The organism is Marinovum sp. (assembly GCF_034669705.1).
GTDB lineage: Bacteria > Pseudomonadota > Alphaproteobacteria > Rhodobacterales > Rhodobacteraceae > Marinovum.
Genome location: NZ_JAXMOR010000008.1, coordinates 34,507 through 59,615, shown reverse-complemented (window position 1 = coordinate 59,615; position 25,109 = coordinate 34,507). Strand labels below are relative to the sequence as shown.

At 67.3% G+C, this 25,109-nt stretch carries 24 protein-coding genes; 12 read left to right on the top strand and 12 right to left on the bottom strand.

The window, feature by feature from the left end:
- Positions 1 to 6: 6 nt before the first annotated feature.
- On the bottom strand, positions 7 to 876 hold the full coding sequence (locus tag VOI27_RS07880) for an autoinducer binding domain-containing protein (protein ID WP_323764770.1): 870 nt from the start codon (positions 874 to 876) through the stop codon (positions 7 to 9).
- A 667-nt stretch (positions 877 to 1,543) separates the two neighbouring features.
- On the opposite strand from VOI27_RS07880, the gene VOI27_RS07875 reads away from it, so the two are divergent.
- Both VOI27_RS07875 and VOI27_RS07870 read left to right on the top strand, forming a co-directional pair.
- A complete protein-coding gene (locus VOI27_RS07875) occupies positions 1,544 to 2,116 on the top strand; it encodes a sugar transferase (RefSeq protein ID WP_323764769.1) in 573 nt (190 codons plus the stop codon).
- A 124-nt stretch (positions 2,117 to 2,240) separates the two neighbouring features.
- Positions 2,241 to 4,373, top strand: coding sequence for a GumC family protein (locus VOI27_RS07870; RefSeq protein ID WP_323764768.1), 2,133 nt, complete (start codon positions 2,241 to 2,243; stop codon positions 4,371 to 4,373).
- A 49-nt stretch (positions 4,374 to 4,422) separates the two neighbouring features.
- On the opposite strand, the gene VOI27_RS07865 is transcribed toward VOI27_RS07870, so the two are convergent.
- Positions 4,423 to 5,277 (bottom strand): SDR family oxidoreductase, encoded by an 855-nt coding sequence (locus tag VOI27_RS07865; RefSeq protein WP_323764767.1) that lies wholly within the window; start codon positions 5,275 to 5,277, stop codon positions 4,423 to 4,425.
- Between the two features lie 402 nt (positions 5,278 to 5,679).
- Here VOI27_RS07865 and VOI27_RS07860 point away from each other — a divergent pair, with 402 nt between their 5' ends.
- From VOI27_RS07860 to VOI27_RS07830, 7 genes are read left to right on the top strand one after another with little or no spacing between them, the layout of a single operon-like run.
- On the top strand, positions 5,680 to 7,149 hold the full coding sequence (locus VOI27_RS07860) for a glycosyltransferase (RefSeq protein WP_323764766.1): 1,470 nt from the start codon (positions 5,680 to 5,682) through the stop codon (positions 7,147 to 7,149).
- Positions 7,146 to 8,087: a glycosyltransferase family 2 protein gene (locus VOI27_RS07855; protein WP_323764765.1), complete on the top strand. Its 942-nt coding sequence runs from the start codon at positions 7,146 to 7,148 to the stop codon at positions 8,085 to 8,087. The genes VOI27_RS07860 and VOI27_RS07855 overlap by 4 nt, the downstream gene beginning before the upstream one ends.
- Positions 8,084 to 9,121 carry a glycosyltransferase gene (locus VOI27_RS07850; protein WP_323764764.1) on the top strand — a complete coding sequence of 346 codons (1,038 nt, stop codon included), beginning with the start codon at positions 8,084 to 8,086 and terminating at the stop codon, positions 9,119 to 9,121. The genes VOI27_RS07855 and VOI27_RS07850 overlap by 4 nt, the downstream gene beginning before the upstream one ends.
- Positions 9,122 to 9,180: 59 nt before the next feature.
- Positions 9,181 to 10,020: a UTP--glucose-1-phosphate uridylyltransferase gene (locus tag VOI27_RS07845; RefSeq protein WP_323764763.1), complete on the top strand. Its 840-nt coding sequence runs from the start codon at positions 9,181 to 9,183 to the stop codon at positions 10,018 to 10,020.
- Positions 10,021 to 10,079: 59 nt separating this feature from the next.
- Positions 10,080 to 11,234 (top strand): glycosyltransferase family 4 protein, encoded by a 1,155-nt coding sequence (locus tag VOI27_RS07840; protein WP_323764762.1) that lies wholly within the window; start codon positions 10,080 to 10,082, stop codon positions 11,232 to 11,234.
- On the top strand, positions 11,234 to 13,429 hold the full coding sequence (locus VOI27_RS07835) for a glycogen debranching N-terminal domain-containing protein (protein ID WP_323764761.1): 2,196 nt from the start codon (positions 11,234 to 11,236) through the stop codon (positions 13,427 to 13,429). Before VOI27_RS07840 ends, VOI27_RS07835 begins: the two co-directional genes overlap by 1 nt.
- 24 nt (positions 13,430 to 13,453) lie before the next feature.
- Complete coding sequence (locus tag VOI27_RS07830) at positions 13,454 to 13,720, top strand: hypothetical protein (protein ID WP_323764760.1); 267 nt, start codon at positions 13,454 to 13,456, stop codon at positions 13,718 to 13,720.
- Between the two features lie 3 nt (positions 13,721 to 13,723).
- Here VOI27_RS07830 and VOI27_RS07825 read toward each other — a convergent pair whose 3' ends face one another.
- Both VOI27_RS07825 and VOI27_RS07820 read right to left on the bottom strand, forming a co-directional pair.
- The gene (locus VOI27_RS07825; protein WP_323764759.1) at positions 13,724 to 14,413 is read right to left on the bottom strand and encodes a zinc transporter; all 690 of its coding nucleotides are present in this window, start codon (positions 14,411 to 14,413) and stop codon (positions 13,724 to 13,726) included.
- Between the two features lie 7 nt (positions 14,414 to 14,420).
- Positions 14,421 to 15,158 (bottom strand): hypothetical protein, encoded by a 738-nt coding sequence (locus tag VOI27_RS07820; RefSeq protein ID WP_323764758.1) that lies wholly within the window; start codon positions 15,156 to 15,158, stop codon positions 14,421 to 14,423.
- Between the two features lie 169 nt (positions 15,159 to 15,327).
- Here VOI27_RS07820 and VOI27_RS07815 point away from each other — a divergent pair, with 169 nt between their 5' ends.
- The gene (locus VOI27_RS07815; protein ID WP_323764757.1) at positions 15,328 to 15,738 is read left to right on the top strand and encodes a CBS domain-containing protein; all 411 of its coding nucleotides are present in this window, start codon (positions 15,328 to 15,330) and stop codon (positions 15,736 to 15,738) included.
- A 66-nt stretch (positions 15,739 to 15,804) separates the two neighbouring features.
- On the opposite strand, the gene VOI27_RS07810 is transcribed toward VOI27_RS07815, so the two are convergent.
- A complete protein-coding gene (locus VOI27_RS07810; protein WP_323764756.1) occupies positions 15,805 to 16,251 on the bottom strand; it encodes an A24 family peptidase in 447 nt (148 codons plus the stop codon).
- 133 nt (positions 16,252 to 16,384) lie between these two features.
- On the opposite strand from VOI27_RS07810, the gene VOI27_RS07805 reads away from it, so the two are divergent.
- A complete protein-coding gene (locus VOI27_RS07805; protein WP_323764755.1) occupies positions 16,385 to 17,956 on the top strand; it encodes a DUF4331 domain-containing protein in 1,572 nt (523 codons plus the stop codon).
- 15 nt (positions 17,957 to 17,971) lie between these two features.
- A complete protein-coding gene (locus VOI27_RS07800) occupies positions 17,972 to 18,181 on the top strand; it encodes a hypothetical protein (RefSeq protein ID WP_323764754.1) in 210 nt (69 codons plus the stop codon).
- Positions 18,182 to 18,332: 151 nt separating this feature from the next.
- Here VOI27_RS07800 and VOI27_RS07795 read toward each other — a convergent pair whose 3' ends face one another.
- From VOI27_RS07795 to gspL, 7 genes are all read right to left on the bottom strand, one after another.
- Positions 18,333 to 19,193 carry a hypothetical protein gene (locus VOI27_RS07795; protein ID WP_323764753.1) on the bottom strand — a complete coding sequence of 287 codons (861 nt, stop codon included), beginning with the start codon at positions 19,191 to 19,193 and terminating at the stop codon, positions 18,333 to 18,335.
- Positions 19,190 to 19,729, bottom strand: coding sequence for a type II secretion system protein GspJ (locus VOI27_RS07790; RefSeq protein WP_323764752.1), 540 nt, complete (start codon positions 19,727 to 19,729; stop codon positions 19,190 to 19,192). The genes VOI27_RS07795 and VOI27_RS07790 overlap by 4 nt, the downstream gene beginning before the upstream one ends.
- A complete protein-coding gene (locus VOI27_RS07785; protein WP_323764751.1) occupies positions 19,726 to 20,790 on the bottom strand; it encodes an ABC transporter substrate-binding protein in 1,065 nt (354 codons plus the stop codon). The genes VOI27_RS07790 and VOI27_RS07785 overlap by 4 nt, the downstream gene beginning before the upstream one ends.
- A 67-nt stretch (positions 20,791 to 20,857) precedes the next feature.
- Positions 20,858 to 22,066 carry a type II secretion system F family protein gene (locus tag VOI27_RS07780; protein WP_323764750.1) on the bottom strand — a complete coding sequence of 403 codons (1,209 nt, stop codon included), beginning with the start codon at positions 22,064 to 22,066 and terminating at the stop codon, positions 20,858 to 20,860.
- 3 nt (positions 22,067 to 22,069) lie between these two features.
- Entirely contained in the window at positions 22,070 to 23,536 is a 1,467-nt protein-coding gene (locus VOI27_RS07775; RefSeq protein WP_323764749.1) for a GspE/PulE family protein, read from the bottom strand.
- Complete coding sequence (gspM, locus tag VOI27_RS07770; RefSeq protein ID WP_323764748.1) at positions 23,533 to 23,991, bottom strand: type II secretion system protein GspM; 459 nt, start codon at positions 23,989 to 23,991, stop codon at positions 23,533 to 23,535. Before gspM ends, VOI27_RS07775 begins: the two co-directional genes overlap by 4 nt.
- Positions 23,988 to 25,064 carry a type II secretion system protein GspL gene (gene gspL, locus VOI27_RS07765; RefSeq protein ID WP_323764747.1) on the bottom strand — a complete coding sequence of 359 codons (1,077 nt, stop codon included), beginning with the start codon at positions 25,062 to 25,064 and terminating at the stop codon, positions 23,988 to 23,990. The genes gspM and gspL overlap by 4 nt, the downstream gene beginning before the upstream one ends.
- Positions 25,065 to 25,109: the final 45 nt, after the last annotated feature.

The following is a 25,109-nucleotide window of genomic DNA, read 5'->3' as shown; positions in this document are numbered from 1 at the left end:
GTCGTGTCACGACCAGGAGGTCGACATCGCCTGGCTGACCTCGAAATCCTTTTCGGTCAGCAGATCGAGCCGCACCGCCTTGGCCATCACCGCCATCTTCGAGGTCACGCCGAAGCGCTCGCAGAGTTCGCGGCGGATGCGGGTGACATATTGAACAGACACGCCCCAGCTGAAAGCGATCTCCTTGACCTCAAAGCCGCTGGCCGAGAGCTTCAGGAACTCGAGCTGTCGGCTGGTAAGATCGAACCGCTCGGCCTCTTCCCGCAGCAGCATCGACAGGTAGATATTGTGGCTTTGTACCCCGGCCATCGAGATCGTCCAGCCGTGCTCCTTGATGAAGTCGCGAAACTCCGGTTCGGAGAGGTCGCCACCGATGGTGAACCCGCCGCGTTCCTCCCGCAGGGTCGAGCGCAGCGGAATAAAGAGACCCGACCGCCAGCCGATCTCGCTCGCGCGGCGGATGATCTCTTCGTATTTGGGGTCGAGCAGACCGGCGCGTCGATAGAGCTCGATGAACTCCACGCCAACGGCGAATGCGGTCAGTTTGGTGATCGCATGGCGCCGGCCGTAATCGATTTCGGCCAGCCGGGGCAGGGTGTCGATCCAGCCTTTCCACTCCTTGGGCAGGTTCGACTGGCTGTGATAATCGGCGGCGGTCTCGCTGCGCTTGTAGCCAAAGCCGTAGAGCACGTAACGCTGCCCCAGATCGCTGCACAATTGCTCGAGAAGCGCCCAGACCGCGTGCCGGTCAGGCGCGTGGTTGAGATCGCGCAGAAACGCCTGAAGCAGCTTGGGCGCATAGGTTTCGATTTGGGACAGGTCGTCGTCGACTTGGACGCGGAAACGCGTGGACTGGGTCGTGTTTTCCCGTTTCATGTATGCGTCCGATGGTTAATAAGTGAACGAACCTACCACAGTAGCGCATTTGCGGCTTGTTTCAAAAATCAACCCTGCCCGCGATGCAGGCGCTCCGTTGACATCACCTTGTAATTACCTCTGCGGCTTTCAAAGGCCGCAGAAACGAGTCGGTTGTCGGGGCCGGCTTCCTTGCGCTGTGATATGGATCACATATGGAGCACGATTGTTTGCGAAATCTTGGCTCCTGTTTTGATTGAAAGCGTTCAAGGCGTCCTCCGACATCTGCAGCGCTGTTTAAAGACGCCGACGTCGCACCAGTGAGCGTCGCCAAGGTTTTTTTGCTGCCTGTTTTTATACCAACGCCGCACGACAACACTGCTTCATCCGATGGCTGGAAGTCACGATAATATAACGCAGCGCCGATGACACTAAGAAATACATAGCAATTTCTATATGTTATCGGCCGATACCAGATGCTTGTGAAATATGATAGTTTCGAAAAAAAACCTGCGCGGGGCTGGGAACCGGACAAACGCACTGCTAAAGCCTTAATCACGTATTGCAGGAATCATTTTCCACGACGGGGGTTACAGTGTTCGATTTTGAAGCGACGTCTGCCGCTATTGTGCGGCAGGACAGCCCGGATGCGGCCTTTTCGCGGCCTGACGTCCGTATATCCTTTCAGATGCTCAAGCGGGTCTTCGACATCGGGTTCAGCCTTTGCCTGATGCCGATCCTCGTCGTCACGGCGCTGTGCCTGATGATCCTGAACCCGTTTCTCAATCGCGGGTCGCTGCTCTACATCCAGCCGCGCATGGGCCGTGACTGCCGGGCCTTTCCGGCGATGAAGTTCCGCTCGATGCTGCCGGCGGCGAGCATCTCCCGCGGTGCCAACGATCCGCTCGAAACCCATCGCATCACCGCGCTTGGCCGGTTCCTGCGCAAATCGCGGCTCGATGAGCTGCCGCAGCTGATCAACGTGCTGCGCGGCGACATGAGCCTGATCGGCCCGCGCCCCGACTATTTCCATCATGCCCGGTACTATCTGCGGGTGATTCCCGGCTACCGCGCGCGGCATTCCGTGCGCCCCGGCATCAGTGGTCTCGCGCAGACCCAGCTGGGCTATGCCGCCGGGATCGAGGCCACCGCGGCCAAGGTGCGGGCCGACCTTTATTATATCCAGAATGCCGGGTTTCGGCTCGAGGCATGGATCTTTTGGCGAACCCTGGTGACCGTGCTCGGCCGCCACGGGGCCTGACCCCTTAGACGTTGCCGCCCTCCGGCGAATATGAGAAGACCCCAGTGACGAGTAACCGGACAGCAGCGCGCCAATGTTAGAAAAGACCCAAGGCGGCCTCCGGCCGGGAAACCGGTTCACGCCGATGCAGCAGCGTCCCGCCACGCAAGAGGCTGACGACGAAATTGACCTGATGGCCCTTCTGGGCACGCTCTGGCGCGGCAAGTGGATCATTGCCGGCTGCGCGGCGCTCCTGATGTTGATCGGCGGCTTCTATGTCTTCCGGGTCGCGGTGCCGAAATACCAGGCCTCGACGACATTGGCTCTGGAACTGCGCGGCGAGAACGTGGTCGATCTCGAAAGCGTCGTGTCCGGCGTCTCGACCGAAACCAGCGCCATCAATACAGAGCTCGAGGTCATTCGCTCCAGCGGCCTGCTGGAAAAGCTGGTGACCGACCTCAGCCTGAACCAAGATCCTGAGTTCAACAGCGCGCTGCAGCCCACGCCCGAGTTTTCGGTCGGCAAGCTCAAGTCGATGATCCGCACCGCCGTCTCTCCGGCGGCGGACGTCGAAGAGCCGGGCAGCCGCCTGTCACCGGAAGAGGCGGAGATGAACCGCACGGTGGCCGCCGTGCGCAATGCGATTGCCGCGTCCAATCAACGCAACACCTATATCTTCCAGATCAGTGCAACCACGCAGGACGAGATGAAATCGGCGCTGATCGCCAACACGCTGGCCCGGCTTTATATCCAGGACCAGATCGACGTGAAGTTTCAGGCCACCGAAAACGCCGTTGCCTGGCTGTCGGAGCGGGTGATCGAGCTCGAGGCCGAGCTGAAGGAACGTGAGAACGCGATCAAGGAACTGCGCTCGGAGACCGATCTGGTGAATGCCGAGGCGCTGCAGGCGCTCAACCAGCAGGCCAAGGATGTGCGCGACCGGTTGGCGGATTCGCGTACCAGCGCTGCGCTGGTCAACGCCCGGGTTGCAAACCTGCGGGCTCTGCAGGAGAGCGATGACCTCGCCGCCAAGGCCGCCGCCGTCGACGATCCGACGCTCGATCGGCTGGTCGGCCGTGCTGCGACTGACAGCGACACCCGCGAGCTCTTCGAAGAACGCTTTGCCCTGCTGATCACCCGCGAGGAAAACGCTCTTCAACGTGCCGAGCAGCAGGTTGCGGCGCTTGAGGCCTCTTATGCCCGGCTGCAGGAGCAGATCGAGCAGCAGTCCGCCGACCTCGTCAAACTGCAACAGCTCGAGCGCGAGACCGAGGCGACCCGAACGCTTTATGAGACCTTCCTGACCCGTCTCAAGGAGACCACCGTACAGCGCGGGTTGCAGCAGGCCGACAGCCGGGTGCTGTCAAAGGCCACGCCTGGGCAATATGTCGAGCCGCGCAAATCCCGTATCCTGGCGCTTTGCATAATCCTTGGCGGAATGATCGGCGCCGGGATCGTGCTGGTCCGCCAGATGATGCACAGCGGCTTCCGCACGCCAGAGGATCTCGAGGCCGCAACCGGTCATGCGGTCTTTGGCCAGATTCCCAAGATGCCGTTGCGCCGCCGCGGTAGCCTGATCGATTATCTCAACGACAAGCCGACCTCGGCCGCCGCCGAGGCGATCCGCAACCTGCGGACCTCGGTGCTGCTGTCGGATATCGACCAGGCACCGCAGATTATCATGTCGACCTCGGCGGTGCCGGGCGAGGGCAAGACCACGCAGTCGATCTCGCTGTCACACAACCTCGCCGGCCTCGGCAAGAAGGTGCTGCTGATCGAGGGCGACATCCGCCGCCGGACCTTTGCCGAGTATTTCGATTTCGGCGCCAGCCCCGGCGGGCTGGTCACCGCGCTCACCGAAGGCCGGCCGCTGTCGGAACTGGTGGTGCGGGCACCCGGCATGGATGTCGATGTTCTTCGCGGCGAAAAAGCCAGCATCAACGCCGCCGACCTGTTTTCCTCGGACCGCTTTCAGGAGTTCCTGCAGGAGCTGCGCCAGGCTTATGACTACATCGTCATCGACACGCCGCCGGTGCTGGTGGTGCCGGATGCGCGGGTCATCGGTCAGTTCGTCGATGCGGTGATCTTTTCGGTCGCCTGGGACCGCACCAGCAAGACCCAGGTTACTGAGGCGCTGCGTCAGTTCCAGTCGGTCGGCATCCGTGTGCACGGTCTGGTCATGGCACAGATCGATCCCAGAGGGATGAAGCGCTACGGCTATGGCGGCAAATACGGCGCCTATTCCTCCTACGGCAAGGGCTACTACGACGCCAGCTGAGCCCCGCGTTCAGGCCCCGGGGTCGCCCCCGAAGCCCGCTGGCCGAAGCCTACATCATCGCCTGGCCGCCGATCACCGCCACGGTGGCGCCGGCGGTATAGCTCGACAGCGGATCGGCCAGCATCACGTAGGCGGTGGCCAGTTCCGCCGGCTGCGCCGGGCGGCCGATCGGATAGTTTTCGCCGAAATGGCTGACCGAGTCCTCCGGCAGGGTTGCCGGGATCAGCGGCGTCCAGACCGGACCGGGCGCGACGCAATTGACCCGGATCCCGCGCGGCGCCAGCATCTGCGCCAGCCCGACGGTGAAATTCTGGATCGCGCCCTTGGTGGTGGCATAGGCCAGCAGCCCGGGGTTCGGCTTGTCCGAGTTGATCGAGGCGGTGTTGATGATCGCGCCGCCGTCTTCCATCCGCGGCGCGGCGGCCTTTGACAGGTAGAACATGGCGTGGATGTTGGTGCGGAAGGTGCGCTCCCACTCCTCGTCCGGGATCTCTTCGAAGCTGTCGAAATGCATCTGGTGCGCGGCATTGTTCACCAGGATGTCGAGCCGGCCGAAGGTCTCATGCGCCTCGCGCACCAGCGCGCGACAGTGCTCGGCATCCTGCAGGTCTCCGGGTTTGACCAGCGCGGTCTGACCGGCCTCCTCGACCAGACGTTTGGTTTCCTCCGCCTCCTCGTGCTCATCGAGGTAGGAAATCATCACGTCGGCCCCCTCGCGCGCATAGGCCAGAGCCACGGCCCGGCCAATGCCGCTGTCGCCGCCGGTGATCAGCGCGGCCATGCCCTTGAGTTTCTCCGAGCCGCGATAGCTCTCTTCGCCGTGGTCGGGGCGGGGCTGCATCTTGTCGGTGCGGCCCGGAACCGGCTGGCTCTGCTTGGGGAAGGGGGGTTTTGGAAAGGTCATCTGACGAGCTCCTGTTGCCGTTCAGAGGGGGAAACACGGGCGCTGCCGGGAAGTTCCTGACCGTCCCTGTCGGCCGCCGGCCACGGTCGCGAAGGCGAGCGCCGTGGAACCTTTCAGGATTTGTGCTGTTTACTTTTCGCGAGCCAGGGGAGTTTGCCCCGTCGATCCCTCGCCCCTTTTCGAAAGTACGAGGTATCCTTCCATGTTCTCAGTCACCCGACACACGACCGCTGGCGCGGCGCGCCTGGCGGGCGGATCGCTGCTGACCGCAACACCCGATGTCCGCCCATGAGAGACACCAGCTTTGACCCCGAGGATCGCGATGCCGGTTTTTTTCCGCCCGACTGCGCCGCCTTCTCTCCGGCCCCCGCATCCCGGGCCTCCGCGCTCCCGACGTCTCCGGTGCCGTCCGACCGCCGCCGCCTCTGGCTGGCAGCGTTCTGGGCCGGTTGGCTGATCGCTGCCGCGTTCCTCGGCAACCTTGCGCTCGCCGCCGCTGCCGCGGTCTTCCTGCTGGCGCAGATCGCGGTGACGGTGATGCAGTTCATCTGCTCTGCCAGATTGCAGCCCGCCACACCCCCGGCCGCGCGCCGCATCGTGCCGCGCGCTGAATTTATCTCGGTGCAGGTCGCCACCCACGCCGAGCCGCCGGAGCTGGTGATCCGAACCCTCGAGGCGCTCCTGAACCAGAAGGACGCGCCCCCCTACGAGATCATCGTGATCGACAACAATACCGACGACGAGGCGCTCTGGCGTCCGGTCGAGGCCTTTGCCAACCGCCATCCTCTGGCCCTGAGGTTCGTCCATGCGATGGGCGTCAAGGGGGCCAAGGCCGGGGCGCTGCGGATTGCCCGCCAGATGGCCGATCCGCGCACCACGCATATCGCGGTGGTGGATGCCGATTATGTCACCACCCCGGATTTCCTTGCCCGCGCGGCCGAGCGGCTCAGCGCGCAGTCGCTGGATTTCGTGCAGTTTCCGCAGGCCTATCGCGGTGAAGGCGCCGCCGCCGGCCCGGCACAGGACCTCTCCGATTACTTCTGCCGTCACGCCTGCATGGCCGATGGCGCCCGGGCGATGCTGCTGACCGGCACGCTCAGCGTGATCAGCCTGCGCGCGCTCGATGCCGCCGGCGGCTGGCAGCACACCAGCTCGACCGAAGATGCCGAGCTGGGCGTGCGCCTGCAGATGGCAGGCTTTGACGGCGGCTATGTCGATGCGCGGGTCGGCGAGGGGCTGCTGCCGCTCTCGGTTCGGGCACTGGGACAACAACGGGCGCGCTGGGCTGCCGGAAACTTCCGCACGCTGCTGCTGCATGCGCCGTTCAAAGGGCTCGGACTGCGCCGCCGGATCGCTGTCGCGGCACAACTCAGCGCCTGGCTCAATTTCGCGGTGCCGGCCGTGGCGGGCCTGCTCTGGGGGCTGGCTGCACTCTGGCTCGACGCGCCCCTGGCCGGGGTGATCCTTGGCCTGTCGCTTGCAACCTTGGGCTTTGCGCTGCTCTCGGCGGTGCTGCCGGTCGGGCGCAACGCGCTGACCCGGGGCCTCAGCTCGCGCGCCGCGGCGCAGGCGGTGCTGTCGCGGCTTTCGGTGCTGCCGGCGGCGGGTTTTGGCACCTTGTCGGCGCTGATGCCGCTGCCGCAGGGGTTCACCGTCACCCCCAAGACATGGCGCCGGCCCAGTGGGCCCGGCACCGAGGCGAGCCTGACCATCCTCGCCTCCTTCGGCCTTGCGGGCCTCGCGGCCCTCTCGGGCCTGCCACTGGTGGCCATCGCCGCCGCGCTTGCCGCGCTCGCCATGAGCGCCGCCAGCTTCGCCACCGCGCAGGCGCTGCGCAGCTATCGTATTGCACTGAAGGATAACGCAAAATGACCACTGTCTCGATTGTCATCCCGACCTACAACCGCGCCGCTCAGATCGTCGCCGCTGTGAAATCCGCCCTCGCGCAGTCGCATCCCCACACCACCGTCATGGTGATCGACGACGGCTCCAGCGATGGCACCCGCAAAGCGCTGTCGCGCTTCTTCGATGACGAACGGTTCGTCTATGTCCGGCTGGCGCGCAACATGGGCACTGCGGCGGCCAAGAATGTCGGCATCCTGCTGTCTGAATCCGACGCCGTCACCTTTCACGACAGCGACGACATCCCGCACCGCGACAAGGTAATGATGCAGGCGCGTGTGATCGGCAACCCGCAGATCGAAGCGCATCCCATCCTCAACTGGAAGATGAGCGGACGCGAGCCCGGCACCAAGATCCAGGTCGGCGCCGTGCTCACCCATCACGAGCTGATCCTGCCCGATGGCTGCCGCGTCGAGATCCGCCGCGCGCTGTCGCTGGTGGATGACTTCTTCCCCAATCTGCAAATGGCGGCCGGCGTGCCGGGCGACTGGACTCATGTGAATTCCGGCCTGTTCCACCGCGGCGTCTTTGAGCGTCTGGGCGGGTTTTCCGACTGCATCGAAGAGGACCGCGAGTTCCGCAACCGGCTGATCATGGCCGGCGAGGTGCTCTGGGTGATCCCCGAGATCCTGCTGACCAAGATCGAGACCACGGATTCGCTCACCCAGTCGGTCAGCACCGATTACGACAGCGCCCGCCGCAAGGCCGACCGCCGCCGGGTCTGGCAGGCGGCCGAGCGCTGGATGAAGGACCGCACCGTCGATCCCGAGCCCATCGACATGCCCGACCTCGAGATTGCCGAGATCACCAACCCCGGGCTTTGTGGCGTTTCCGGCGCGCTGGCCAGCCCCGCCACCCGCGACCGGTTGATGGCCGCACTCTCGCGCGAGGTCGAGCAGGTCGCATGAAGGTCGTCCGTCACACCCCCGAGGTCTGTTTCGTCGACCCCTGCGCCCCGCGCCCCTATACCACGCAAGCCTCCAGCCTCGCCGGGCTGGGCGGCACCGAAATGACCCTGGCGGCCTTGGCAGGCGAACTGTCGCGCCGGGTGGGGGTCGAGGTGCGGCAAAGCGCCCGCCGCGGCCGGATCCATGAATCCCACGTGCGGTTTGCGCCCTTCGACGTCAACGACCGGATCGCCGCGCCGGTGATCGTGGTGATCAACTCCTACAAGGTCGCGCTCAAGCTCGCGCGGACCCACCCCGAGGCGCGAATCTTCCTCTGGTTGCATGTGGTTCCAGGCAAGCACTGCCGCAAGATGGGCCGGCTGCTGCATGACGCGGGCGTCACAGTGGTCTGCGTCTCGCAGGCCCATGCCGACATTCTGAGGTGCTATCTGCACGCGCCCCTGCCGCGGCTCGAGGTGGTCTACAACATGATCCCGGACATGCTGCGCCCGGACGACACACCGCGCGATCTGGACCGGCTGTTCTTTGCCAGCGCGCCGCACAAGGGGCTCGATCAGGTCTACGAGGCCTTTGCCGAGATGCGCCGGCGCATCGCCACGCTCACCCTCTGCGTGGCCGATCCCGGCTACCTGCGCTGGGACAGCGGGCGGGTGCCCGAAGGCGTCACCGTTCTCGGCCGACTCGACCGGCAGCGGGTCTGGCATCACATGCGCCGCAGCCTCTGCCTGTTCTATCCGCAACGCCGCTTTGCCGAGACCTTCGGCATCGTTCTGGCCGAGGCCAACGCGGTGGGCTGCCCGGTGCTGGTGCAACAGGGGCTCGGCGCCAATGACGAGGTGGTCTCGACCGCCGACCAATGCATCGACAGCACCGACATGGACCTGCTCGAGGCCCGCCTGCGGACCTGGCGCGAGACACCGCCCGACATCACCGGGCGGCGCGACTTCAGGTTGTCGATGGTCACCGAACGCTGGCTGTCGCTGCTCGAGGCCGCAGGCCGGGCCGAGCCGGTGCGCCAAGTCGCCGAAGCCTGACCGGGAGGCGGCAGTTTCCGCCCGTGATTCTGGAACTTCGGAGGACGTCCGTTGTTCAGATGATGACACGACGACGACCTAACAGGAGAGAGACATTTAACATGATGGGAATTGATACAGTGGTGCTTCCGGTTGCAGGCAATGGGTCGCGGATGCGCCCTGCGACCGACGCGATCGCCAAGGAAATGCTGCCGATCTACGACACGCCGCTGTTGCAGTTCGCGCTGTCAGAGGCGGCCGCGGCCGGAGCCCGGCGCATCGTGCTGGTGACCCGCGCCTCCAAGCCGGGGTTCGACAAGTACATCGACCATCTTGCGGCGCAGCCCGACTCCTTTCTGGCCGGTGTCGACGTGCAGTTCGTCGAGCAGGACGAGCCGCTGGGTCTGGGCCATGCGGTACTTTGCGCCCGCCGGTGCACGTTGCCCGGGGCCATCGGCGTGATCCTGCCAGACGACCTGATCCTCGGCGAGCCGGCCTTGGCGGAAATGGCCGCCTCTTTCGATCCGCGGCGGATGAAATCCCTGGTCGCGGCGCAAAAGGTCGACCGTGCCAGCGTCGGCAGCTACGGCATCTTTGACATCGACGGCGACGACTCGATTGCCCGCGTCATGCCGGCGCATGATCTGGTGGAAAAGCCCGATCCTGAAAAGGCGCCGTCGCAATATGCCGCCGTCGGTCGCTACGTGTTGGCCGAGGAAATCTGGGACCAGCTCGAGCGCACCGGCCCCGGTGCGGGCGACGAGATCCAGCTGACCGATGCGATCACGGCACTGGGCGGCATTCATGGCTTCCGGTTCTCCGGCCGGCGCTATGACTGCGGCAACAAGGAGGGTTGGTTCGCGGCGACCGAAGCCTATCGCCGCAGCTGCCTGCAGTCCGAACTGACCGCGGCGGAATAAGCCTCTCTCCCGGCGGGTCGCCCACCGGCCCGCCGTCGTTCAAGGAAAGGGACACGACAATGAAGATTGCACAGGTTGCGCCGCTGTTCGAAAGCGTGCCGCCCCAGCGCTATGGCGGCACCGAACGGGTGATTTCCACCCTGACCCAGGAGCTCAGCTTCATGGGCCACGAAGTCACCGTCTTTGCCACCGCCGACAGCGCCGTGCATGGCGAATTGGTGGCCTGCCGGCAGACCCCGCTGACCGCCGGTTCCGGCGACGACATCGAAGCGGCCGAGCACGTTCTGGCGCTCGACAAGGTGTTCCGCCTGTTCGGTGAATTCGACATCGTGCATTTTCACACCCGGTTCCTGCATTTTCCGATGTTCGAGGATGTCGCCCGGCGCACCGTCACCACCTGCCACATGCGGGTCGACACGCCCGAGCTGTCACGGTTCTACGACCGCTACCGCGACTTCCCCCTGATTGCCCTGTCGGAGGCGCAGAAACGCACCCGCCCCGGTGCCAACTGGGCCGGGGTGATCCCGCATGGCTTTCCGCGCGATCACCTGCCGGCCTACAACCGCCCGGAGGCCCGCGACGGCTACCTCGCCTTCCTTGGCCGCATCTGTCCCGACAAGGGCGTGCTTGACGCGATCCGCATCGCCAAAGCCACCGGCAAGCAGCTGAAGATCGCGGCGCGGATCAACAAGGTCGACCAGGAATACTGGGAGGCGCGGGTCGAGCGTGAGATCGACGGCGACCAGATTCAGTATGTCGGCGAGATTGCCGATCCCCAGAAGCCCGAATTCCTCAACGGCGCCGCGGCGCTGGTCTTTCCGATCCAGTGGCCAGAGCCTTTCGGGCTGGTGATGATCGAGGCGATGGCCTGCGGCACGCCGGTGATCGGCTATGACTGCGGCTCGGTGCCGGAGGTCATCGAGGAAGGTCGCAGCGGGTTCGTGGTCAACGATGTCGACAGCGCCGCCGCTGCCGTGGCGCGGCTCGGCACGCTCGACCGCACCGAGGTGCGCGCCAGCTTCGAGGAGCGCTTCTCCTCGCGGGTGATGGCCGAACGCCACCTCAGGCTCTACAGCGAAATCATTCACGGCAGGCTCAACCGCAAGCTGGGCACGATGATGCGCCCGCGCAGCCAGCCGCGGCCCAGCGGCGCCCGCAGCCTGCCGGATCGTACATCGCCGACCACCGGCGGCGCCATGGCGAAACCTGTCTGATGCCAGCCGAGACCCGCAAAGCCATCCCCAACGATTTCGGTCCCGACACCAGGGACGATTTCCACGTGCTCAAGTACCAGAGCGCTTTTGCCGTCTTTCCCGCCACCGGCTGCATGAACGGTGGCGAGGCCGGCGTGCCAGAACTCAACTGCAAGGACGGGCTCTTTGTCGGCGACACCCGCGCCCTGTCGCGTTTCATCCTCCGGCTCAACCGGACCCGGGTGACCTCGATGGGCGCTGTGGTGGGCGAGGGGGCCTCGGTGTTCTCGGCCAGCATGGCCAACCGCCGGCTGCATGACAGCGCCGGGCGTGAGGTCGGCGCCTACGGTATCCATATCGACCGAGAGCGTTTTCTGCGCCATTCGCTGCATGATCGTCTGCGGATCACCAACTACAGCGCCGGCCCGGTCGATCTTGATGTGACGCTCGATTGCTGGGCTGATTTCCGTGACATCTTCGAGGTGCGCGGCGTCGAGCGGCCGAAACGCGGCCAGTTGCACGCGCCGCAGCTTGAGGGCCGCAACCTGATCTTCGGCTACCGCACGCTCGACGACGTCGAAATGCGCACGACCATCGCCTTTGACCGCGATTTCGACACCGAGGGCGGCCATGCGCATTTCCGCGTTCAGCTCGCGCCCGGCGCAGGCGACCAGTTCGGCGCCCGCATCCATGTCGAGGCCGAGGGTCCGGCGGTGGCCCTGCCGCGCCCCGGCGAAGTCGACGCCGATTACGAGGCCTGCAAGCAGCAGACCGTCAGCGAGTACCGCGCCCGGCGCGACCGGTTGAACCTGCTGCGGACCAACCGGCCGGCGTTTGACGAATGGCTGGGCGATTCCGCCTCCGATCTGGCGCTGCTGATCACCGAACTCGACACCGGTCCCTATCCCTTTGCCGGCCTGCCGTGGTTCGCGGCGCCCTTCGGCCGCGATGCGATCATCACCGCGATGCAGGTCTCCTGGCTCTACCCCGACCTGGCGCGCGGCGTGCTCGACTACCTCGCCGCAACCCAGGCCGACCGGATGGACGTCGTGAACGAGAGCGCGCCGGGCAAGATCATCCACGAGGCCCGCGAGGGCGAGATGGCGCGGCTGGGCGAGGTGCCCTTTCACCGGTATTACGGCGGCATCGACCAGACGTTGCTGTTTGTCATGCTGGCCGAGGAATACTATCGCCGGGTCGGCGATCTCGACTGGCTCAAGCGGTTCCGGCCGGCGATCGACCGGGCGCTGACCTGGGCTGACAGTTTTGGCGACCGCGACGGCGACGGGCTGCTCGAGTACCTGCAATCGACCGAGAAGGGCCTGCGCAATCAGGGTTGGAAAGACAGCGGCAACGCCGTGTTTCATGCCGACGGCTCGCTGGGCGAAGGCGCCATCGCGCTGGTCGAGGTGCAGGCCTACAGCTATGCCGCCCGCCGTTCCGCGGCGACGCTCTACCGCGCGCTCGGCGACGAGACCGCGGCCGCGCTCTGCGACAGCAAGGCCAAGCAGATCTTCTCCAAGCTTGAGACCGCCTTCTGGGATGATGGCCTTGGCGCCTGGGTTCTCGGGCTCGACGGCGCGAAGGCGCCAATGCGGGTGCTGTCGTCGAACGCCGGCCACGTGCTGTTTGCCGGAGCCGCCTCGAACCACCGCGCCGATACCTTTGCCGCTCGGTTCGACGGGCCGGATTTCCTCGTCGACTGGGGGCTCAGGACAATCGCGGCGGGCACGCTGCAGTACAATCCGATGGGCTATCACACCGGCAGCATCTGGCCGCATGACAACTCCATCGTCGCCGCCGGCCTCTGCCGCTACGGCCAGAAACCCCGCGCCGCCCGTCTGCTCGAGGGGCTGTTCGCCGCCTCGCATGATGTCCACAAGCGCGGCCTGCCGGAGCTTTACTGCGGTTTCGACGCCTCGGGCATTCCGCACCTGGTCTCCTACCCCTCGGCCTGTTCGCCGCAGGCCTGGGCCGCAGGCAGCCCCTTTCTTTGCCTCAAGGCGCTGGCCGGCGTCGAAATCGACATGACCCGCGAGGGCGACAAGATCACCCTGACCGATCCCTACCTGCCCAAGGCGCTCGATCGGCTGGTGATCGAAAACATCCCGGTTGGCCGCGAATGGGCCACCGTCCATGTGGAGCGGCGCGGCGAAGACGCCTTTGAGGGCCATATCGACCTGTCGGACGGCCAGCGCCGCCGCGCCGCATCCTGACCCCACCGACCAAAGGAGCACGTGATGAGCGAAGCCAGCACCACCACCGACCACGAGGTGATCCGGAAATGGGTCGAGGCGCGCGACGGCAAGCCGGCGCGGGTCAAGGACGCCAAAGGGTCAGGCGACCTGCTGCGGATCGACTTCGACCCGCCGGAAGACAGCCTGGAAGAGATCAGCTGGGAGCAGTTCTTCGAAACCTTCGAGGCGGAAAAGCTGGCCTTTCTGCACCAGGACCTCACCGAGGACGGCCAGCCCAGCCGGTTCAACAAGCTGATCGACCGCGACTAGGCGTCATTGGCTGAGCAGCGCCGCGCCGACCACCCCAAGGGCGCTGCTGACGCCGGTCAGATCGTCATCGCCGCGATAGGCCTCGGGGAAAAGCTCGGTCACCAGCGCGGCGGTGATCGCCCCGGCGGTGAAGGCGCGGATCAGCCCCAATGTCTCGGCCCCGGCGCCGTCGAGCAGCAGATTGCCGGCCAGCGTCACCGCCGAGAGCAGCAAGGCCGCGCAACTCCAGATCGACAGAATTTTGCGGTTCGACCAGCCGCTGGCCGCCATTCTCTGCGCGCCGCCGGCCGCCTCTGGCAGGTTCGACAGGAAGATGGCCGCCGCCAGCGCCAGAACCTCGCGCAGAGAGGCGCCGATCAGCTCGACCCCCAGAACCAGATTTTCCGGCAGGCCGTCGAGTGAGACCGCCACCAGCAACCCGACGCCGCTGCGCGCGCCCCAGACCTCATCGACGCAATGGTCGACCAGCGCAAAGATCACCGCCCCGGCCAGAAGCGCCAGTGCTGCAGGCCCCGCCCCGGTGATGTCGATCGCCGGCTGGAACAGCTCGAGGATCAGCGAGGACAGCAACGCCCCGCCGCCAAAGGCCAGACCATTGGCCTTGAGACGGGCGGGCAGCGGCAGGTAGAGGCTCCAGGCCGCGCCGACCACCAGCGACAGCGCGACGGCCGCGACAACCAGCAGGACGGTCATCCCCGGCTCATGGCAGCAGACCGTCGTCCCAATGCTCCACACCCTCGGGCGCATCACCGCGGATCAGCGCTGCCACCGTCCGGGTCGCCTGTCGGGCGCTGCCGATCGGCAGGCCGAACCGGTCCCAGTTGTCGTGTCCCTCACCATCGTGCAGCGGCACCACATGGTCGAAGCGGCAGGCCTGCTGACACTCGCCATAGGCCGCTGTCGCACGGGTCTCGATGTTTTCCAGATCGCCCAGCGACATCGTGCCTTCCTCCTGCGAGGTGCGATGCAGCAGCTTGCGGCGCTGCACCTGCGCAAAGAGCTCAGGCAGATCACTCCCCAGTGCCTTGGCCGCGCAGATCTCCTCGCGGCTCAACGGCGTCAGGAAGATCGACAGGCTGTCATGCCGGTCGAGCACACCCGCGTCGCGCAGCCGCGCCGGCAGGCCCGGGTTGCCCTCGTAGAGCGCATGGCTTCCGCTCTCCAGGATGCGGTCGATCTCGGCCAGCTCCAGCGCCTGAAGATCGCCGCGGTTGTCCACCAGAACGACCCCCTCCTGCTCACCCAGTTTCTCGATCTCGGCGCGCTCGCGGAAATGATAGTCTACGCCATCCTTTTCGTCGGGCCGCATCTCGCGGTCGTTGAACAGCACCAGCTCCTCGATGTCCTGCCCCAGTTCGGGGTCGACCTGCGCCAAGGCCCGGGCCAGCGGGCTCTTGCCGATGCCCGAGGGGCCGGAGATGAGGATCAGTTTCGGCATGGGGCGGGTCCTCCCTGACGTGGCGTTCCCTTGGCCAACCGGCAGCCGGCAGAGATGTTCCGGACCGGCAGCGCGGCGACGACTTTGGAACATCTGGGCGAGGCGCGTGGTTGCAGGGGGAGAGGGGCGGCAACCGACGTGCCGCGCCCCAACCCGTCAGGAGGATACCATGCAAGTCAGCCAAGTGATGACAGCCCACCCCGTGACCGTGACACCGGACCAGAGCCTCCGCGAGGTGGCCGAGATCATGAAGCGCATCGACACCGGCTTCGTCCCGGTCGGCGACAATGACCGGCTAGTCGGGATGATCACCGACCGCGACATCGTGATAAATGGCCTGGCCTGCGGCAAGGATGCCGACTGCGCCGTCTCGGAGGTGATGACCCGCGAAGTGCTCTATTGCCGGCAGGACGAGGAGGTTGCCGCCGTGGCCCGCAACATGGGCGCAAACCAGGTGCGCCGCCTGCCGGTGGTCGACGCTGACAAGCGGCTGGTGGGCATCGTCTCTCTCGGCGATCTCTCGACCGATGGCGACCCCTCGGCCGCCGGTGTCGCGCTCGAGCAGATCTCGGAAGAGTAAACGCCCACGCGCCGGCCTTGTCGCCGGCGCACTGACTTGCGGTCGCGGATGTCCGCGGCCGCGCCATCAGCCCGCCAGCCGCAGACCGGCAAACCCCAGGCACAGCCAGAGACCAAAGGCGATGCGATCTTCGCGGCCATGGCGCGTGAGCAGGGCAAACAGCAGCGCCGGCAGGCTGGCCGCCAGCACCAGCCAGGGCAGCATCTGCCAGCCCAGCCAGGCCCCGGCCGCCGCCAGCAATTTGGCGTCGCCCATCCCCAGCCCCTCGACCCGGCGCAGCCGGAAATGCACTGCCCCAAGGGTCCAGAACACCGCAAAGCCGATGACTGCGCCAAGCGCCGCGTCCAGCGGCGGCGGCCCGTGACCGGCCAGCGCCAGCCCGAGGCCGATGACGATCAGCGGCAGGGTCAGCGCATCGGGCAGTCGGAACTGCCGCAGGTCGACCCAAGCCAGCGCCCCAAGAAAGCCCAGCAGGACGGCGTCGGCGATCAGGTCGACGGAAATAATCGGCATGATCTGAGAATAATCTCCATCTTTTGTGAAACTATCTGTCCGCGCGCTACGTAGCCTTAGATGCGCGACGAAAATTTTCACGCGCACCCGCCCGTGCCTGCCGCGGCGGACCATAGCCAAAAGGGAGTGAATTATGAAGATCAATACTCTGACGATGCGCACGGGGGCTGCTGTCAGCCTTCTCGCCGTCGCTGCCACCGGCGCGATGGGCGCATCACACCGCGAAGCGCCGGCGATTGCCCATACGCCCAAGATCGACGGCACCGATTTTTACATGTTCCGCAGCTACGAGCCCGGCCGCCAGGGCTATGTGACCTTCATCGCCAATTACCAGCCGCTCCAGGCGCCCTATGGCGGCCCGAATTATTTCACCATGGACGAGGATGCGATCTACGAGATCCACATCGACAGCGATGGTGACGCGGTCGAGGACCTGACCTTCCAGTTCGACTTCGACAACACGCTGGCCAATGACGGCAAGGGTGTCGCGCTCAATATCGGCGGCGTCGACGTGGCGATCCCGCTCAAGACCGCGGGCCAGGTCAGTGGCGCCGCCGATGCCACGATCAACGAGATGGAGCATTACGCGCTCAACGTCGTCACCGGCGACCGCCGCAGCGGCGAAATCCGCCAGATCACCTCGGGGGGCAACGACCGGTTCGTCAAGCCGCTCGATTACATCGGCGAAAAGACCTTCCCTGACTACGAGGCCTATGCCAACAGCTTCGTCTATGACATCGACATTCCCGGCTGCGCCACCCCGGGCCGTGCCTTTGCGGGCCAGCGCGAAGAGGCCTTCGCCGTCAACCTCGGCGAGATCTTCGACCTGGTGAACCTGGTGCCGCTGGCAGGCTCGATCCCCAACGATCGCAGCAACGACGACCTGGTCGACCAGTTCAACGTCACCTCCTTGGCGCTGGAAGTGCCGATCGACTGCCTGGTCGGGTCCGGCAATGGCGTGATCGGCGCCTGGACCACTGCCAGCCTGCCGCAGGCCGAGATCGAGGATCCCTCGCCCACCTACGAAGACCCTTCGGTCTATGGCGGGGCCTGGGTGCAGCAGTCGCGGCTCTCCAACCCGCTGGTCAACGAAGTGGTGATCGGCCTGCCCGACAAGGACCTGTTCAACGCCGCAGAGCCGACCCAGGACAGCGCACTGGCGGTCTATGTCACCAACCCGACCCTGCCGGCGCTGATCGACATCCTGTTCCGCCAGGCCCTCGGCGCCACCGACAATATCGCGCCCTCGAACATCCCGCGCGATGATCTGGTCGCGGTCTTCCTGACCGGTCTGGCCGGGCCGAACGGCACCTTCACCCAGCAATCCACCGTCACCGCCTCGGAGATGCTGCGTCTGAACACTGCCGTGCCGCCGACCCCGCGGGCCACCCAGCACCCTTACGGTGTCGTGGCCGAAGACCTTGCCGGCTTCCCCAATGGCCGTCGCCCCGGCGATGACGTGGTCGACGTCGCGCTGCGCGTCGTCATGGGCGCGCTCTGCCACAACGTGCCGCTCGGCGCCGAACTGGGCATCCAGGGCGCGGTCGAGGACACGGCGAGCGATTTCGTCAACCTCGGGTTCTGCGTGCCGGCCGATGCGCCGGTGGGAGACGAACCCTTCATCGATGGTGCCCCGATCGACGCACGCGAGATGGGCGATGCCTTCCCCTATCTCAACACGCCGCTTCCCGGCTCAGAACTGTAAGCGGGAGGAATGATGATGAGACGTAAACTCACTGGCGTGGCGATGGGTGCGGTGCTGCTGCTCTCGGCCTGCGAAGGCGACGGAGGCGGCAACAGCGTCAACGGCATCGCGACCCTGGGCCAGGCCTTCGTCAGGGCCTTCAACCAGGCGCGCAACTCGACGCCGATCAACGCCCAGAGCGCAAACCTGAAGCTGACCCCGACCAAGACCCCCTTCAACCCCTGATCGGGCCGCTCACAGCAACGAAAAAAGCCCCCCGCGTCCAACCGCGGGGGGCTTTCTGAAAAGAGACCCTGCTCAAACTTCATCTTGCCAAATAAACCTCCGGGGGGCGCCGAAGGCGGGGGGCAGAGCCCCCATCTGACGCGCCGCCGGCTCAGGGCCGCTCGGTCTCTTTCATCGGCGCCACCGGCGCCACGATCCGGCGCGAGATCAGCCGGATGGTCTTTTGCCCCAGCTCTGATTTGCGGTAGATCACGGTTCTGAGCCGGACCTGCGCCGCGCCGCTTTCGGCCAGGATGTCGACCTCCCAGTTGTCAGAGGCAAAGTCGGTCAGACCCGGCCGCAGCGCGCCCATCGCCGACAGCATCTCGCGGGTCACCCGGCCTTCCGCTTCGCGCCGGAACAACACCTGCGAGGTGATGCCGGGGTTTTGGAACAGCACCCCGAGCAGCAGCGGCCCGACGGTGTTGAGATTGATTGTCGCCGGCAGCGGCAGCGCGGTGACATGTGGCTCTAGCAACGCCAGGGTCTCCGGCGCCGTGCCGCCGCGTTCCAGCGCCTGCAGGCTGTCGATCCGGCCAGACAGCAGCAGCGTCTCGACGATGCGCCGTGCCTCGGCCTCCTCGATCCCCAGCCGGGCGGTCAACCGCAGGAACAGCGTCTGCGGCCCGACCGCTGGGGCGATCAGCAGGTTGATGTCGAACTTCGCCTGACGGTCGCGCACCGAGACCGAGAACCGCCCGTCCGGCAGCGCAACCTCGTCCTGGATCACCCCGGCCCAGGGTTCGGCGAAATGGTCCTCGTCCGGGGCGGTGTCGAGATCGCTGCGCAGCGCTGCCAGCACCGAGGCCTCGGCGCCAAGCGCGATCTGCTCGGCCTGGGCCAGTGCGGCGGCACGGCCGATGCTGTCCTGCCCCGCCTCCTGCTGGCGCAGCAGCAGCACCACCAACCCCGAGGTGATCGCCAGCACCACCAGCACGTTGATCAGCGTCACCCCGGCGTCACGACCTCTCATGGGGTGGCCCCGGCGGGCATCGGGAACAGCCGCGTCAGCTCGGCCACCGCGTTCTGTTCCGGCAGCTCCAGCCGCAGGGTCAGCTCGGCCGCCCGCGGCACCTGTTCGGCATCGGGCCAGGCGGTCTGCCAGCGCCGCCCGCCGTCAAGCAGTCGCCAGCGCGCCGCGCGCACCCCGGTCAGCAACTGTTGCGGCTCGGGCGGCGCGCTCTGGCGGCCCTGCTGCACAAGCCGGGTCAGCCGGCCGTCGTCAAGCCCGATGCGCAGGCCCAGCGGCGCGTCCTCGGCGGCCCGCAAAAAGCTCAGCCCGGTCTCGTCCAGCGCGGTGAACCCCGGCGCGGCGGTGGCCAGGTCGCGGCGCAGCACGGTCAGCGCGCGGTCAATCTCCGCCACCCGGTCAAGCCGCCCCTCGGTGCGGCGCTGCACGTTCAGCGTGGTGTCGAGCATGGTGAGCCCGGCAAGGCCGATCACCGACAGGATCGCCAGCGCCACCAGCATCTCGACAAGCGTCATGCCGGCCTCGGCGCGGCGTCTCATATCGAGGTGGAGCCGATCAGGTTGATGTCGCCGGCGCCGACTTCGAGCACCGCCAACCCGCGTTCGACCAGACCCGAGGCGAGGAAGCGGTAGGGGCCGAGGACGCCGGTGAAGCTCTCCTTGCGGGTCAGCCCGCGGCGGCTTTGCCGGCCGGTCTGGCCCAGCACCCGCATCAGCTCGGCGCCGTCATAGGCCAGCCCGGCGATGATCCCGGCGGGCTGGCCGGTCTGCTCTTCATAGGCGCGGGTAAAGGCGGCGAAGCGCAGCGGATCGGGGGCGGCGAACCAGGCGCCACGCAGGGCGCGCACCGCCTCGAGATCGCGGGCAGCCCATTGGGTGGAGCCGAGGATCTGCGTCTCCCGCCCCGCGAGCGCCTCGGCAAACGGGATCAGGCTGGCGCCGGCCGAGGGCAGGTAGACGCCGGCCGGGATGCCGCCGCCGGCCTCGAGCTCTGCGATCACTGCGCCCGGCGTGTCGGTGATCACCGGCGCCCGCAGGGTGATCCCCAGCGCCTGGGCGACCGGTGCCGCCTCGGCGGCGCTGCGGGCACCAAGCGCGCCGGGCGGCGCCACGATCGCCACCTCGCGGATGTTGCGCTGCGCCGCCAGGGCCAGGACCGCGCGGGCCGATTGCGCCGGGGTGACGCCGAAGACAAAGGTGTCGCGCCCGGCCAAGGTGGTGTCATTCGACAGGGTGACAACGGGGATGTTGACGGCCGCGGCGACCGCCCTGGTCTGGGCCGAGAACACCGGGCCGATAAGGATTCTTGCCCCGGCCGCCTCGGCTGCCTTGGCGGCAAGGACGGCGGTGTCCGGCGAAGAGCCGCTGTCGCGGATCTCGATGCCGATGCCGGGGCCGCCGCCCAGCCGCACCGCGGCCTCGAGCGTCCGGCCCAGCTGCGCCTGCTCGCCGGTCAGCGGCAACAGGATCGCGGATTGGCCGGGCCCGGCGCTGCCACCGATCTCGCCCAGGCCCTCGAGCGAGGCACAGCCCGCCAGCCCGGCAAAGCCCGAGGCGGTGAGCAGGAAGCGGCGGCGGGAGGGGCGAAGCAATGCGGACATTCGGGGCCTTCCTGAAAGGGGTTGCTGTCTTGCTATCAGGTCGCGGGGAAGGGGGCCATGCACCGCCTCATCCGACCAGCGAATTGAGCTGCATGATCGGCATCAGGATCGCCAGCACCAAGAGCATCACGATCCCGCCCATCACCAGCAGCACCCCGGGTTCGACCAGCGCCACAAGGGTGGCCACCGAGGCCTTGAGCTCGCGCGCCTGGTCGCCGGCGGCGCGGTCGAGGCTGGCACCCAGGGTGCCGCCGGCTTCGCCGCTGGCGATCATCGCGATCAGCATGGGCGAGAAGATGCCGGCGCGTTTCGCGGCCGAGGACAGCGCGGCGCCATCCTCGATTTCGCGGGTCATGGTGGCGATGCGGGCGCGCAGGTGCAGGTTCGACACGGTGCCGGCGGCGGCGCGCAGCGCCTCGGCCAGCGGCACGCCGCTTTGCAGCAGCATCGCCAGCGTGCCGGTGAACTGCGCCGCATTGACCCGCTGCACCAGCCGGCGGGTCAGCCGCCCGGTCGCCAGCATCCGGTGCCAGGTGGCGCGCGGCCCCGGCCGGCGCAGCAGCGCCATCGTCCCCAGCACCAGCGGCAGGGCCGCGGCGGCGGCGATCGGACCAAAGCGCTGCAGCGCGTCCGACAGGGTGATCAGATAGCGCGTCAGCGCCGGCAGATCGGCGCCGCGGGCGGTAAAGACCCGCACGATATCGGGCACCACGAAGCCCAGAAGTGCCAGGATCACCCCGATCGAGACCACTGCCAGCAGCGACGGATAGATCAGCGCCAGCTGGATGCTCTGGCGATTGCGAGACTGCGCCTCGATGTGGTCGGCCAGCTGGTTCATCACGTCGGACAGCCGCCCGGCGCGTTCACCGGCGCGCACCGACGCACGGTAGGCCGGGCTGAAACTGCCCGGTTCGGCATCGAGCGCATCGGCGAGGCTCTGGCCGTCCTGCACCGCGCTGCGCAGGTTCAGCAGGAACGAGGCGTCGCGCGGTTTGACCTGCTGGTCTGCGACGATGCGCAACGCGTCGTCGATCCGCACCGAGGCACCGATCAGCGTCGCCAGCTGCCGGGTCACCAGTGTCAGCCGCCGAAGCGAGAGCTTGTAGCGAAACAGCGAGGTCCGCACACCGGGGCGGGCGCGCGTCGCCTCGACACTCAGCGGCAGCAGCGCGCGGGCGCGCAGCTGGGCCCGGGCCTCAGCCGCGCTGGCGGCGTCCAGCAGGCCCTTGGTCCGCTTGCCGCTCTGGTCGACGGCGGTATAGAGAAAGGCCGACATCGGTTACGTCCGGTCCCGCACCGCGCGGGCGACGTCTTCGGCGCTGGTCAGACCGGCGCGTATCTTGGCAATGCCGTCGTCGAGGATGCTGCTGGTGGCGCGCCGCGCCTCGGCGAGCAGTTCGGCCTCTGAGGCGCCATCGTGGATCATGTGTTCCAGCGCCGTCGTGCCGGCGACCACCTCGTAGATCGGCAGCCGCCCGCGATAGCCCTCCTGCGCGCAGGCCTCGCAGCCCGGCGCGTGATAGGCCGGCGCGCCTTCCTTCATCGCGTGGCCCAAAAGCGCCGCGTCGCGGGCGCTGAGCGGGCGCGGCTCGCGGCAACTCTGGCAGAGCCGGCGCACCAGCCGCTGCGCCACCAGCCCGCGCAGCATCGGCGCCAGCAGGTAGCGCTCGACCCCCATGTCGAGCAGCCGCGACACCGCGCCAACAGCGGTGTTGGTGTGCAGGGTCGACAGCACGAGGTGGCCGGTCATGGCGCTTTCCACCGCGATCTTGGCGGTCTCGGCGTCGCGGATCTCGCCCACCATGATGACATCCGGATCCTGCCGCAGCAGCGCGCGCAGCCCGCGGGCAAAGGTCAGCCCGGTCTTGGCCTCGACCTGCATCTGCCCGACACCGTCCATGGCATATTCGATCGGGTCCTCGACCGTCAGGATATTGCGCGCCCGGTCGTTCAGGTGCGACAGCGCGGCATAAAGCGTCGTGGTCTTGCCCGAACCGGTCGGCCCGGTCACCAGCACCAGCCCCTCGGGCGACGAGATCATTCGCTCGAACCGCGCGCGATCCTCGTCGGACAGGCCCAACGCCGGGATCCCCAGCCGGGTCTGACCCCGATCCAGCAGCCGCAGCACCACCCGTTCGCCATATTGCGACGGCAGGGTCGAGATCCGCACGTCGAGCGCATAGCCGCCGACCTTGAGCGAGACCCGGCCATCCTGCGGCAGGCGCTTCTCGGCGATGTCGAGCTTGCCCATGATCTTGAGCCGGCTGGTCAGCAGCGGCGCCAGCGCCCGGCGCGGCTCGAGCACCTCGCGCAGGCTGCCGTCGATCCGCAGCCGCACCACGAGGCGGTTTTCTTCCAGCTCGATATGCACGTCAGAGGCGTTTTCCTTGACCGCCTCGAGCAGCAGCGCATTGATCAGCCGCACCACCGGGGCGTCGTCCTTCTGGTCGAGCAGGTCGTCGACCGAGGCGGCGGTCTCGGCCAGTGCGCTCAGGTCGGTGTCATCCTCGGCGGCGATCTGCGCGGCTTGGGTGGCGGAATTGCTGTAGAGCCCCGAGAGCGCGGTGTCGAAGGCATTGGCGTCGATCTGGCGAAAGCTGATCGCGCCCGAAGTGCAGCGCTGCGCCTCGAGTAGCGCCGAAAGCGGCGCCTTGGCGAGATGGGCGCATTCCGGCGCGCCGTCGTCGCCGGGCTGCAGGATCACCCCGTGGCGGCGGGCGAAACCATAGTCGAGACGGGCGGTCATGGCAGCGGCTCCAGCGCAAGGGTCAGGGTGACGGCGCCGGGGGTGAGGCGGCGGGCCATGTCGAGCTCGGCCACCTTCAGGCCGTGGTCGGCGCGCAGCGCAGCGATCCATTGCAGGGCGGCGTCGAACTGCAGCTCCGAGACCGCGACGCGGAACTGGCGGCCCTCGGGCTCCAGCCGGGTGAGGGCGATGCCGGCGGCGGCGGCGCTTTGCGAGATGCGTTGGCTGGCCGGGCGCGGATCGACCGCGGCCATGGCCGGGCGCTCGGCGCTGCCGGCCTGGGCCGCCACATGGATCAGCGCGTCGAGCCTGGCGATCTCGGTCAGGGTGGCGGTGCGCTCGGCCTCGAGCGGTTTCCAGGCGAACTGCCAGATCAGCGCGGCCGGCAGCACCAAGGCGGCCAGCCCGATCAGCAGCTGTTCGCGACGGGTGAGGGCGGTGAAGGCGGCGATCATCGACCGGCCCTCACGGTCAGCGTCATCCGCGCGCTGCCACCGCCGGCGGTCACCGCACCGGCCGCGACCTCGAGCCCCTCGGCGCGCAGTGCGGCCTCGGCGGCCTGCAGCTGGTCGATGCCCGGCGCCTCGGCCTCGAGCGTCAGGGTGCCCTCGCGACCCGACCAGCCGAGGTTCGACAGTTGCACCGGTGTGTCGGCCAGCGCGCCGGAGGCCCGCGACAGCACCGCAAGGAAACCCGGTGCCTCCTGGGCGCCCGCCGACAGCCGACGATAAAGCAGGCGCGGATCGTCGGTGACACTGGCGCCGGGAAGGTTGCTGGCCAGCAGCGCGGTGGCCTCGGCGCGGAGCGCCTCGGCGGTGGCGCGCTGGCGCTGCAGATCGGCAAAGGCCAGCCCGAGATGGCCGCCAAGCGCCAGCAGCAGGGTGACGACCAGCGCAATGGCCGGCGCGCGCAGCCGTTGCGGCGGCGCAAAGGCGCCTTGGCGCAGGTCGGGCAGCGGGCCGGTCGGTGCCAGACGCACGTCCTCGCGCGCCTCGGCCGGAAACCCGGAGGGCAGGGCAGCGCCGTGGCTGTCGAGGCCGGGGCGTCCGGCGGCAGCCCAGAGATGTGCCAGCATGTCGACCCGCGCGCCGAAGCCGGTGCCGTCAGACGCCCGCACCAGCGCCCGGTCGCCGTGGCGCCAGACGGCCCAGCGCACGGTTTCGCCCTCGGCCGGCCGGGGGACCGGCAGCAGAAATTGTTCCGGCGTCACCGGTTGCGGGCCGGCGACTGCGGCCATTGCCGCGCGAGACAGGGTGGCGGCCAGCGCGCCGCCATCTGGCGCCTCGCCGCAGAGCGCATGGTGGGTCTCGCCCACCGGCTGGCCCAGGTCTTCTTCGAGCGCATAGGGCAGGGCGGCCAGTTTCTGCGCCAGCCCGCGCACCGGAAGCTGCACCGAATGCAACGTAACGCTGAGCGCCGGCAGGACCGACACAGCCTTGCCTTGCAACCGCTGAGAAATCACTGACTCCGGCAGGATCAGCGGTGGCAGGTTTCCGCCATCGGCGTCGGCCGGACGGGTCGCAGGCACAGCTTCATCCCCCGTCGAAACGGCGGCGATATCAGGAATAACGTC